Raw genomic sequence first — 11,940 nt, 5'->3', positions numbered from 1 at the left:
AGGGTGGAGAAAGAGTGATTACTTTTCCAAGTCATGATGCAGAGCAGTTTCTAAATTCGTATGATATTGATACATTTGCGGTAAGTAAGGATGAGAAGCGCATTATTTTCAGCGCGAATATGAACGGGAAGCCGAATGTGTGGGCAATGGATGTACCAAATGCATACCCATATCCACTTACGTACTGTAACCAAATGAGCAGCTTCTTAAAATTTGATCCGAATGGACAGTTCATTTTAGCTGGTTTTGATAATGAAGGTGATGAGAACTATCAATTGTATGCTCTTCGTCCAGAAGGTGGAAAGCCGTTTGCTTTACTTCCGGCTGAGAAAGAGGTGAAACAATATTTCTCTCATCTATCAAAAGACGGCGAGCGTATGTATTACACGACAAGTAAAGATAATCAACGTTACATGAATATTCATTGTTATAACTTGCGTACGAAAGAAGACAAGTTGCTTCATGCTGGTGAAGAAGCAAGTACACATTTACTTGCGGTAAGTGAAGATGAGGAGACACTCATTATTGGTAAACATTTCAGCAACACATATTCATTATGTTATGTTATCCGCGGAGATGAAGTCATCTGCCTAACACCTGCAAGTGAACGTGAATATGTAACAGAAGGAGCTTGCTTTGTTGACAAGGATACAGTTCTGTTCGTCACAGATTATGAGGCAGATTTCCCGTATGTTGCTTCGTTTAACTTACAGACAAGAGAATTCAACGTAGTACAAGTATTTGAGCGAGAAGAAGTAGCTGGACTACAATTCCACAAAGAATCAAATAGCTGCTACGTATTAACGCATAAAGGGGTAGAGGATCGCTGTTACCGTTTATCATTAGACGATTACTCAGTAACGCAACTGTCATTGCCAATTGATGTAATGATTCAATCTTATATCGCAGAGTCTGGAAATATATATATCGCTGGGTATAGCGCGGTAGCTCCTGCAAATCTTTTCGTGTTGAAGAACGGTATGGATGAGTGGGAAATGCTCACAAATAACCGCATTTTAGGACTGAACAAAGAAGATTTATCAGACCCAGAAACGGTTACATACACATCGTTTGAGGGTTTGGAAATTGAAGCACTTCTATTCAAACCGAAAGCAGAAGTAGCGAACGGTCATACGGTCTTCTGGCCACACGGTGGACCACAGTGGGCAGAGCGCAAACAATTCCGTGCCATTTTCCAATATATTATTGGTCATGGTTATACATTATTTGCTCCGAATTTCCGAGGAAGTACGTGCTACGGAACGAGTTTCACGAAAGTAATCGAAGGAGATTGGGGAGAAGGACCACGCCTTGATTGTGTAGCAGGTATTGAGTGGTTGTTCGAACAAGGAATTGCAGAGCGTGATAAGTTATTCGTTCTCGGGCGTAGTTACGGTGGTTACATGTCGTTACTATTATCTGGACGCCACGCTGAGTACTTCCGTGCATCCATTGATATTTTTGGTGTGAGTAACTTATTCACATTCATCGAGTCGGTTCCGGAGCACTGGAAACCAACGATGGATCGTTGGGTAGGGAACCCAGAGCGTGATAGAGAGAAGTTAATTGCGGATTCCCCAGTGACATACTTGGATGGTATGGTGAAACCAATGCTTATTATCCAAGGGGAGAACGATCCACGTGTTGTCAAAGCAGAATCAGATCAAGTATACGAGGCATTAAAGAACAAAGGACGCGACGTAGAATACTTCGTGATGAAAGACGAAGGTCACGGCTTCTCACGAAAAGAAAATGAGTTAGCGGCATATAGCCGAATTGTAGAATTTTTAGCGAAGCATCAAGTGAAAGAAGTACGAGTATAAGAATATAAGCTACCTTTTCTCCTATGTGAGAAGGGGTAGCTTTTTTGTATATATTAAAAAAGGAAAAAATAATTTGAAAATATTGGATGTTAAAACTAAAATGGACATGTATCACAAAACAAAGTGGGAAGGTGGAAGAAAGATGATTGATTTTCCGAATCATGATGCGGAACAGTTTTTTCAGAACTATGACATCAATGGATTTGCGGTAAGCAAGGACGAAAAACGCCTTGTATTTAGTTCGAATATGAATGGCAAGCCTAACATATGGGCGATGGATATACCGAATATGTATCCATATCCATTAACGTACTGCAATCAAACGAGTAGTTTTATAAAATTTGATTCAGATGGGAAGTTCATCTTAACGGCATTTGATCATGAAGGAGACGAAAACTATCACATTCATGCCTTGCGACCAGAGGGAGGAAAGCCATTCCCGTTACTTCCTATTAATAATAAGGAAGATAAGCAATACTTCACCCATTTATCAGAGGATGGGGAGCGTATGTATTACACAACAAATAGAGAGAACGAGTTATATATGAATGCTAGATGTTATCATCTTAAGACGAAACAAGATGAACTAATTCATACTGGGACAGAAACGACAACGACGTTATTAGCCGTAAGCCAAGATGAAAAGACGTTTATTATTCAAAAAGATTTTAGCGCTACGTATTCGTTGTGCTATGTTTTACGTGATGTAGAGCTTATTTGTTTAACACCTGCAAGTGAAAAAGAATATGTAACACGTTTATGCCATTTTGTAGATAATGATACAGTGCTTTTTGTGACAGATTACGAGGCAGACTTTCCATATGTCGCATCGTTCCATATACCGACGAAAGAATTTAAGGTTGTACAGACATTTGAAAAAGAAGAAGCAGTAGGCATTTATGTGCAAAGAGAGACGAATAGTTGTTATGTGTTAACGCATAAAGGGGTGGAAGATCGTCTATATCATGTATCTATAGAAACAGGTGTATGTACATGTATTTCATTACCAGTCAATATGGTATACGATTTACATGTTGCAGATTCAGGGAATATATACGTGCTCGGACAAAGTGCTATTATTCCTGCGAATATATATGTAATGGGACATGATAGGAAAGAATGGAAGAGATTGACGAATAACAGTGTTCTAGGTTTGGAGAAAGAAAGTTTATCAAATCCAGAGACGATTACGTATGCGTCATATGATGATTTAGAAATAGAGGCACTTCTTTTCAAACCGAAGGGAGATGTTGCGAACGGCTACACAATCCTTTGGCCACATGGTGGGCCGCAATGGGCTGAGAGGAAACAATATATGGGGTTCTTCCAGTACATGGTTGGACTTGGGTATACCGTATTTGCACCGAATTTCCGAGGAAGTACATGTTACGGAAGTATATTTACCAAAATGGTAGAGCGCGACTGGGGAGGTGGCCCACGCCTTGATTGTATCGCTGGTCTGGAGTGGTTAATAGAGCAAGGGATTGCTGAACGAGATAAATTGTTCGTTGTCGGAGCGAGTTTTGGTGGCTATATGGCGTTGCTGCTAGCTGGACGACATGCTGAATATTTCCGAGCAACAGTTGATATATTTGGTCCAAGTGATTTATTCACAGCTATTGAAGGGGTGCCAGAACATTGGAAGCCGATGTTGGATCGTATGATAGGACATCCGGTGCGTGATAAGGAGAAGTTAATGGAAGACTCCCCAATTACGTATTTGGATGCAATGGTGAAGCCAATGTTTATTATTCAAGGAGCAAACGATGCACGCGTGCCACAAGCAGAATCAGACCGTATTTATCATGCGTTAAAAGAGAAAGATAGAGATGTAGAATATATGTTATTAAAAGATGAAGGACATGGATTTTCAAAGAAAGAAAATGAGATTGCGGTATATCGCCGAATCGCAGAGTTCTTAGCGAAGCATCAAGTGAAAGAAGTACGAGTATAAGAAAAAGCCTCTCTTAGTTAAGTAAGAGGGGCTTTTTCTCGTATATACCAAGTTAATGCAATGAAATAGCCAATAATAGGCGAAACGCCAAATCCCATTAAAGGCATTGGGAAGTTGCCAAGAAAAGTTGAAAGGATAATGACTGTTATATAGATTCCGAGACTTTGAGATAAGCGCTTGTCTGTTTCGGGTGGAAAGCATAGGAACGGCAACGGTAAAAGAAATAGTGATAGAACACCCGCAATTAACCAACCAGTCCCCATCTCTGCAACTAAGTAAAGAATATCTTCTACATGTGCTACTGGTGGTAAGTGATCGATAAATATCCATGATAAACTGATGAATAGAATAGTGACACCTAACATCATGAATCGTAACCATTTGTTAGAAGTCTTGTTCCATAATAAAATACTCATTGCGATAAGGAATGCTGATAGTTGGGATGCATCGGGATGAAGGAATAATAAAATAGCAATTCCAACTGTGATGCTAAACGGCATCCACCAATTTTGCCATTTCCATAACTGGATAAGCAGCAGTGGTATGAAGATGCTTGCTACATAAAGGTGTACCGGGCCAAGTGAAACCCAACGATGTACACCTTCCATCCCGCTATTTAGGAATGGCGCAATTAATAGATAGATAATAGCAGGAACCGTTTGTCGACCTGCTGTTTTATTAATGGATAGAATAAATGAAAAAACAAGTATTCCAACAAGTAAAATGACGATGTTTTGTCCCCATATACTAGGTGAGACATGATGAGCATTCATTGCAATCGCACCAATGATAATAGCAGGGAACATAATGAAATAAAGTGATAGTGAACGAAACATGTTTTGTTACAACCTCTCATACGAATAATCTATTTGCTTCTATTATTGTAGCATGGAAATAGTGTTCGGTCGGTTGCTAAAAGGTGGAGAAATTGTTTTTGTTGTATTTTACCAGTCTAGGAAAGAAATAAACGTTATTTTTCATCTATAATAGAAACAAGACGATGTTGAAAGGTGGTAGTGACGATGGCATATCATATGAGAGTAAGGGCAGGGGCTCTTATTGTAAAAGATGAGGCAGTTCTGTTAGTAGAGTTCAACGACGAGAATGGCTTACATTACAATTTACCAGCGGGTGGAGTAGACCCGAATGAAACAATTGTAGAAGCCGTGCGGAGAGAGGCGAAAGAGGAAGCTAGCATCGATATAGAAGTTGGCCCATTAGCATTCGTTTACGAGTATGCACCGAATATGAATGAGAATAAATATGGCCTAACACATTCTGTTGCACTAATCTTTGAAAGTACGATAAAAGATAACTGTGAGCCGAAGTTACCAGATGATCCAGATCCAAATCAAACGGATGTAAAATGGATAAAGTTATCGGAATTAAATGACATTGTTTTATATCCACGTATGCAAGATCATATCATTTCTTATATGAACACTAAGCGCAACATTACCATCATAGAGGAACATTTGTTAGAAGCATGACGATGATTCTTATTACGTTAGGTTTGGACACATTTATTTGATTTGTAGGAAAGGGTAGTAACTATGGTATTCATTATTCCACTAGCAATTATTCTAGTATTAGAACTTATTATTGAACCAATATTCAAAGTTAGACAGCGAACATTAAATAAAATTGGCATTTATCCAACTGTCATAGTGGCTATCATTACAACATTAATCATTTGGTTATGGCTAATTAAACATTATCCAGCTGTTAATGAACGGATTTTTACGTTTTCGATGATAGGGATTATGTTGCATTTTGTCCCCAAAAAATATGCGATAAAGAAGAGAGCAGGGTAAATATCCTTGCTCTTTTCTTTTACAGAATTATTAGTTATATATCTTTTGATTTTTCCATAAATTACTTGTATAATAATTTGTGAAATATTTCACAAATTATAGTTAGTTAGAAGAGTTAATGCGAAAAGGGAGAAGGGGGAGTAACGTGAAAAAAATGAAAGCAATAGTATATCTTTTGATGATTGCTTGTATCGGTGTAAGTGCAGCATATATCATGTATAAGCAAAGGAGTCCAGTTTCTCAAGACGCAGGGAATATAGATGATAAATCAAAGTCTAATTCCAATAAGGTAGGATTAGGATGGGAGTTAGGCTTATATGGCAAAGATAATAAAATAATAGATAATGGAAGCCGGTTGGCTGTGGAAGAAGGGGAAGTTAGCTCGAGATTATCTTTCTCTCACTATATGAATGATGAAAGAGAATATAAACTCATTGCGCTACATGATTTTAGGCAGTCCCCATTTGAGGTAGAGGGACAAACATACCAAAGTTATGACTTTCTAGCAAAAGCCGATGATACGGTTGATATCGATTTTATAGACACATTACAGGATAATACGAAAGAAGTTAGTTATTTAATTATCAAACAGCCACATGTTTTACTTGAAAAGTTTGAGAGTGAAGCGGTATCTTTAGGGAATCTATTGTCATTAAGATATCCTATTGAGGATAGGAACACCCCTACAGAAAACAGTTTATTGCCTTTTCTTATTTCAACTAAGGAGCCAATTGCTAGTGTATTTCTTAGTGAACAAGCGGAGGAATTAACTGCTTTAATGACAGCAAAAAGTGGACAAGAGGTATATTTGACGATTGGGAATCCAGGAAATGAGTCTGTTCAATATGCTTTAATTGCCTTTTTAGATTGGCAACAAGTACCGGTAATAAACAATGAAGTTGTCAATTATGTTACGGTTGAACCAGGCGAGAAAAAGATATATAAATTAACGTTACCTCGTGTAAGTACAAAAACAAATTATCAAGTAGTAGCTTTACCAGATCCGTATAAAGTGAGTAATTCTAATTATTCATCTCAGTCTGTAGAAGCTTCTTTAAGGACGGTGATCCAACCATTCTAAAGTGCAGTACGTAGTTAACTGTTGATAAATGGAATATGAATCACATGAAGTAAAAAGCAGGCTGAGTTCGCCTGTTTTTTACTTGTTGGAAAGTTCGTTTCGGATACAATCTCTCCATTTCTGGATATTTTCTATCGCATGCTCTTCACCGCCAGCATATATATCTTCAATCGTTATAGACCATAACCTTAACTTACGTGTTCTTTCCTCGGAGGGAAGTGGATTTGTGATTTTATCCATGTTTCGGACTAACTCACGATTTTTCTTAAGAATGTAAGCTGTGTCCCAATTGTTGTCATACGCATCCGTAAATAAGTTAACTAAATGATTATATCCTTCCTCTGTATAAGTAGAAGGATGTTGTATCATGTAACACGATACAAGCCAGAAGTGTAGAGCGTATAATTCTGGATCATGATGTTCCCAGACGAGCGGGAATCCGAATAACTCATAGCATGAAAGTCCATCTGTTTCTTTTGCTCCGCATTCGATACATCTTCCAGCTTGCATGATTGTAGTGTTGTCGACCAAGAAGAACACCTCCTATTTTCTAAAGTGTATAGTATGACGTAACGTGAAGGTCAACCCGAGTATTACTGATGTTCGTCATTGAAAAAAGTATTTCGATCAATTTCTGTTACGGTGGGTTCTGAATGGGAAATGACGTCAATGATGTGGTCTAAGCAAGGAATTTCGTAGTGGGTAAATGGTTGGTCAGGGAGAATCCATTCAGCGGAGGTACGTGATGTAACGAAATCTAAAGCTTTTGATTTTGTATAAATACGAAACGTCTTTCCTTCGCACACTTCTTCATTATCCGAAGGCATGAAGACTTCGTTGATAACGGTGTATGAAACATAGGAATAGAAATCTAGTTGAATGATTGGCAAATGTTCATCGGCCATTATTGGTGAGACATCTGTAATTGTTTGACCTGCCATCTCAATCGAGGTACGTTCTTTTGATGGATTGCATCTTTCTACAAAGATTCGTAATGAATTTGTGCTAGGCTCTGCAAGCGCAACGAAGTAAATCATGCAATCTAGTTCCATTAAATCGCGGTAATTCATGGACAATTCCTCCATTGTTTTATTTTATTAAACTAATTTTCAGTTGCGTTAACATAGATATAGTATTAGAAGTGGGCTAATAAGTAGTGAAATATAAAATTCCGCTTGTTCATACTTTCTTATAATCCGACGATTAAGTTCATTACGGATATGGTTGAATGGATGTTTATTATTAGTACAGCAACGTATGTGATTAAATTTATTGATACGAAAGCTTAAGTAGTTGATAGATTACAAATAAGGAAAAAGCAGAGTGGATTTATCTGCCTTTTTCTTGTTTATTCCCTTTTTTCGCTTCGTATACAGTCGAAGAAATACCGATACATAATATCGTTACAATTCCTACTAGTAGTACAAGTAACTTCGCAGTATCATTTTCAAGCACAAAGTTAAGAAGTGCGACAAGTATGACTGCTCCGTAAATAAAAGGTCTACGTTTTTCTGCAATGAACTTTAGCATGTACATTCTCCTTTATCATACAATCTGTTCTTTTATTATAAAGGATTTTTCGTTTATACAGAAGAAAACCTTCATCCGAAAAGGGATGAAGGTTTTCTGTTTTATTTCTCTAACACATATTTATAAATTGCATGTGCTACGCCGTTCTCATCATTTGTTAATGTCACAGCGTCGTATTTTGCTTTTAAATCAGGCTCGCCATTTTCCATGACAACGGAGAATCCTGCAACGTCTAACATTCCAACGTCATTGTAGTTGTCACCCATCGCGATTGTGTCTTCGATTGGGATATTGAAATGTTTTGCCACGGCTTTAATTCCGTTTCCTTTATGACCGTTTTTGTCCATAATTTCAACGTTGTTCCATAGGGAAGAAGTAACCATTAATTCTGGATGTGCCATTGTTTCTCGTAAGTGAGCTTGTTTATTCGTATCGAATGTTAACACGAAAAACTTATGTACGACAATTTCTTCGTCTTGAAGTAATTCTTCTACGTCATTTACATATGTCATTGTAATGGCATTTGGAATATCTTCAGTAAAGCGAATGAGTTCTTCAGGTGTACACTTCTCGTGTTTGAACTCGGCTTCGTCAAATTCTTTCTTCACTTTTTCAGACCAGTTATGCGTCGTGAAAATACCTTTGTTTGTATATAACTTGTAAGGAGCATGTTCTTGTTCTAATTGAGTCGCAATGTTGCGAACAACTTCGCGTGACATGCTAATTTCGCTGATGATTTCATTGTTGATAGACACGACAGCACCATTACTAGATGCAACTGGACAATCTAATCCACTTTCTGCTAAAAATGTCGTGATGTGTTCTTTCGCACGTCCTGAACAAATCATAACGATATGACCTGCATCTTGTGCGTCGTAAATAGCTTTTAAATTTTCTTCTGGAATCACATGCTTGGAGGATAATAATGTCCCGTCCATATCAAGTGCGATTAGTTTCATGGAATCACTTCTTTCATTAGTTTCATCGTTGTAAATAATAAATAGATATGTGAATTCGTTTACAAGTTATTATTGTATGCCTTTATGAGAGAAGATGCAACCGGTATACTTACATTAAATTAACGACAACACGACCACGGACGTTTCCTTTTAAAATAGAAGCAAGTGTATCTGGTACTTGTTCGAGAGTAATTTCTTGGACAATTGTAGTTGTTAAATAAGCAGGTTTTAAATCTGTAGCGATACGCTCCCAAAGGGGCTGACGTACTTCCATCGGGCAATAGACAGAGTCAATACCGAGAAGATTTACACCACGTAAAATGAATGGGAACACGCTACCTTGGAAACTAACTCCGCCAGTTAATCCGCTTACCGCAACTGCACCACCATATTTTGTTGTACTAAGAACATGAGCTAATGTGTTTCCACCAACGGGATCAACTGCCCCGGCCCAACGAGTCCGTCCTAGAGGTCGGATTTTCTCTGGACACACATCTTCACGTGATAAGATTTCTTTTGCACCTAATGTATGTAAATAGTCATGCTCATTCATTTTTCCTGTACTAGCAACGACATCGTAGCCTTTTTTGGCAAGCATGGAAACAGCAATACTTCCAACCCCACCAGTAGCTCCTGTCACTAACACGTCACCTTTTTCAGGTGTAACATGTGCATGTTCTAACTGTTGTACAGATAGTGCAGCAGTAAAGCCAGCTGTTCCTAATATCATCGCTTCTTTTAATGATAATCCTTTTGGCAATGGAACAACCCAGTCAGCGGGAACACGGATATATTCGCTATATCCTCCGAAATGAGATACTCCTAATTCGTAGCTTGTGACAATTACTTCATCACCAACGGTAAAACGCTCATCCGCTGATTCTTCAACAATTCCTGCTGCATCAATACCAGGAATGAATGGATAGCTTTGAACGATGTTTCCATTTGGGATGCTAGCGAGGCCATCTTTATAGTTAACACTTGAGTAATGAACGCGAATTGTCACATTACCATTTGGTAAATCGTCTTTTGTGATGTGGCGAATCTCTAGGTTCGTTTCATTGCTTTCTTTATTTACAAATAGTGCACGAAATGTATGCATAAAGAATTCCTCTTTTCTTTTTAGGGTTATCCTTATTATAAGAAGCACGATGTCATTGGTAAATGACTGTCAGCAAATCGTCATAAAAATACCTCATCTCGTATAAGAGATGAGGTATTGCATTAGCTTATTAATATGCCTTCAAAGACAATCTTACTTCCGCATGGTTCTACTTCTTTTTTACCGTTTACCGTTACTTCGTGGAAGACAGGTTCTTCCATGCGGCGGACGGGTGTGTAGCCTTCTGCTTTCATGCGGTCAAGGCAATCGGTAATTGTTTCATTTTCGTGTACTTCAAACTTTTGTTTCTTCTTCTTTGTCATGTAATCCTCCAGGTGTTATGCATCCATTGAGCGGACTGTTGTTTGTTCTTTCTTCATTTTAACAAGATATGCGAAAGAAACGAAGAGTAAAAATAAACTTGTTACCGCAAAAATGCTAACATCATCTGTATATTGAATGAATGTTCCTCCGAGAACAGGTCCTGTAATACTACCGATACTAAAGGCAATTCCGCATAAAATGTTCCCTGCTGGCAGCAAGTATTTCGGCAGTAAGTCTGTCATATAACCAAGTCCAAGCGAGAAGGAAGATCCAACCATCATTCCTGATACTATCATGCCACTAAGTGTGAGCCAATATGAATCGTTGCTAAAGGCAACAAATCCGAATGTGAACGTACTCACTGTATAACAAATTGCTAGCATCTTTCCTCGTCCATATCGATCGCTTAATATACCAAGTGGTACTTGTGTTAATAAGCCGCCAATTGAGAAGGAGGCAAGAATGATAGAGATTTGTTCAATTTCCATTCCTTGACGAAGTGCGAATACAGGGAAGTTACTGTTTAACATTCCTTCTAGTACACCATACATAAGTGGTGCAAGTAAGGCAATCCAAGCATAGCCAATTACTTTTTTGTAACGAGCGAAGCTAGAGTCATTTTTTGTTTCGTTTGTTTCTTCTGCTGGCTTTGAATTTTGCAGCGGAAGGAGTAGGAGCCATGCGAGCAAGCAAAGGACAGTTGAGATAACGAATGGGACGTTGTTTCCGAACTGGATAGTCGTTGCAACAATTGGACCAGATGCGAAGCCAAGTCCGTAGAAAAACCCGTACATCGATACGCTGCGACCGAGCTTCTCTTTCGGTGCGTTCGTCGTAATCCACGTTTGTGTTCCGACGTGTAACATATGATCGCCAATTCCAATAAGAAGACGGAGGGCAAACCAAATCCAAAATGAAAATACTTGTGTAAATAATAGAAATGATACCGTTACAATTCCAACACCGACGACAGTAATGGGCTTCACGCCGAAGCGACGCATCGGTTTTTCTAAGAAAGGTGATACACAAATAACACCGATATAAAGTGCTGTTGCGTGTAATCCGTTCAAGCTAGAGCTTACGTTTTGTTGTTCGAAAATAATAGCAATAACGGGAAGAAGCATTCCTTGTGATAATCCAGAAATAGCTACAACACTTGTCATGATCCAATATTGATACGCTTGTCGATTCACAAGAGCACCCCCTTTTGTCAAAAATATACCCAACCTCGACCTTACTATAAATAAGAAGAGATGGGAAGTAGCCACTATGAGATTAGACGACTAACCTATAGAGTGGAGACGAGGACATATAGTATAGAAGAAAAAGAAGAGCCCCCATACTCTTCTTTTT

General features: G+C 38.5%; 13 protein-coding genes. 5 read left to right on the top strand and 8 right to left on the bottom strand.

Annotated features, from left to right (window positions below; translation table 11 throughout):
* The first annotated feature begins 14 nt into the window (after positions 1-14).
* Together IEV41_RS09255 and IEV41_RS09250 are read left to right on the top strand one after the other, a co-directional pair.
* Positions 15-1,823, top strand: coding sequence for a S9 family peptidase (locus IEV41_RS09255; protein ID WP_188388103.1), 1,809 nt, complete (start codon positions 15-17; stop codon positions 1,821-1,823).
* A 142-nt stretch (positions 1,824-1,965) separates the two neighbouring features.
* The gene (locus tag IEV41_RS09250; RefSeq protein ID WP_188388102.1) at positions 1,966-3,777 is read left to right on the top strand and encodes a S9 family peptidase; all 1,812 of its coding nucleotides are present in this window, start codon (positions 1,966-1,968) and stop codon (positions 3,775-3,777) included.
* Positions 3,778-3,794: 17 nt separating this feature from the next.
* Here the strand turns inward: IEV41_RS09250 and IEV41_RS09245 are convergent, their stop codons facing one another.
* Positions 3,795-4,613 carry a hypothetical protein gene (locus tag IEV41_RS09245; RefSeq protein WP_205181469.1) on the bottom strand — a complete coding sequence of 273 codons (819 nt, stop codon included), beginning with the start codon at positions 4,611-4,613 and terminating at the stop codon, positions 3,795-3,797.
* Positions 4,614-4,799: 186 nt separating this feature from the next.
* Here IEV41_RS09245 and IEV41_RS09240 point away from each other — a divergent pair, with 186 nt between their 5' ends.
* From IEV41_RS09240 to IEV41_RS09230, 3 genes are all read left to right on the top strand, one after another.
* Positions 4,800-5,267 carry an NUDIX domain-containing protein gene (locus IEV41_RS09240; protein WP_188388101.1) on the top strand — a complete coding sequence of 156 codons (468 nt, stop codon included), beginning with the start codon at positions 4,800-4,802 and terminating at the stop codon, positions 5,265-5,267.
* Positions 5,268-5,330: 63 nt separating this feature from the next.
* Positions 5,331-5,591, top strand: a complete 261-nt coding sequence (locus IEV41_RS09235) for a hypothetical protein (protein ID WP_188388100.1) — start codon at positions 5,331-5,333, stop codon at positions 5,589-5,591.
* A 145-nt stretch (positions 5,592-5,736) separates the two neighbouring features.
* Positions 5,737-6,672: a hypothetical protein gene (locus tag IEV41_RS09230; protein WP_188388099.1), complete on the top strand. Its 936-nt coding sequence runs from the start codon at positions 5,737-5,739 to the stop codon at positions 6,670-6,672.
* A 78-nt stretch (positions 6,673-6,750) separates the two neighbouring features.
* On the opposite strand, the gene IEV41_RS09225 is transcribed toward IEV41_RS09230, so the two are convergent.
* The 7 genes from IEV41_RS09225 to IEV41_RS09195 form a co-directional block, all read right to left on the bottom strand.
* Positions 6,751-7,203 carry a DUF5946 family protein gene (locus IEV41_RS09225; RefSeq protein ID WP_188388098.1) on the bottom strand — a complete coding sequence of 151 codons (453 nt, stop codon included), beginning with the start codon at positions 7,201-7,203 and terminating at the stop codon, positions 6,751-6,753.
* 62 nt (positions 7,204-7,265) lie between these two features.
* Positions 7,266-7,742: a hypothetical protein gene (locus IEV41_RS09220; RefSeq protein ID WP_188388097.1), complete on the bottom strand. Its 477-nt coding sequence runs from the start codon at positions 7,740-7,742 to the stop codon at positions 7,266-7,268.
* 259 nt (positions 7,743-8,001) lie between these two features.
* Positions 8,002-8,202 (bottom strand): hypothetical protein, encoded by a 201-nt coding sequence (locus IEV41_RS09215; RefSeq protein ID WP_188388096.1) that lies wholly within the window; start codon positions 8,200-8,202, stop codon positions 8,002-8,004.
* Positions 8,203-8,303: 101 nt separating this feature from the next.
* Entirely contained in the window at positions 8,304-9,161 is an 858-nt protein-coding gene (locus IEV41_RS09210; RefSeq protein ID WP_188388095.1) for a Cof-type HAD-IIB family hydrolase, read from the bottom strand.
* Between the two features lie 109 nt (positions 9,162-9,270).
* Positions 9,271-10,263, bottom strand: a complete 993-nt coding sequence (locus tag IEV41_RS09205) for an NADPH:quinone oxidoreductase family protein (protein ID WP_188388094.1) — start codon at positions 10,261-10,263, stop codon at positions 9,271-9,273.
* 122 nt (positions 10,264-10,385) lie between these two features.
* Positions 10,386-10,586, bottom strand: a complete 201-nt coding sequence (locus IEV41_RS09200) for an NETI motif-containing protein (RefSeq protein ID WP_188388093.1) — start codon at positions 10,584-10,586, stop codon at positions 10,386-10,388.
* Between the two features lie 15 nt (positions 10,587-10,601).
* A complete protein-coding gene (locus tag IEV41_RS09195; RefSeq protein ID WP_268235134.1) occupies positions 10,602-11,780 on the bottom strand; it encodes an MFS transporter in 1,179 nt (392 codons plus the stop codon).
* Positions 11,781-11,940: the final 160 nt, after the last annotated feature.

Source organism: Priestia taiwanensis, assembly GCF_014638355.1.
Classification (GTDB): Bacteria; Bacillota; Bacilli; order Bacillales; family Bacillaceae_G; genus Priestia_D; species Priestia_D taiwanensis.
The sequence above is the reverse complement of the archived record's forward strand: the minus strand, read 5'-3'. Positions and strand labels throughout refer to the sequence as shown.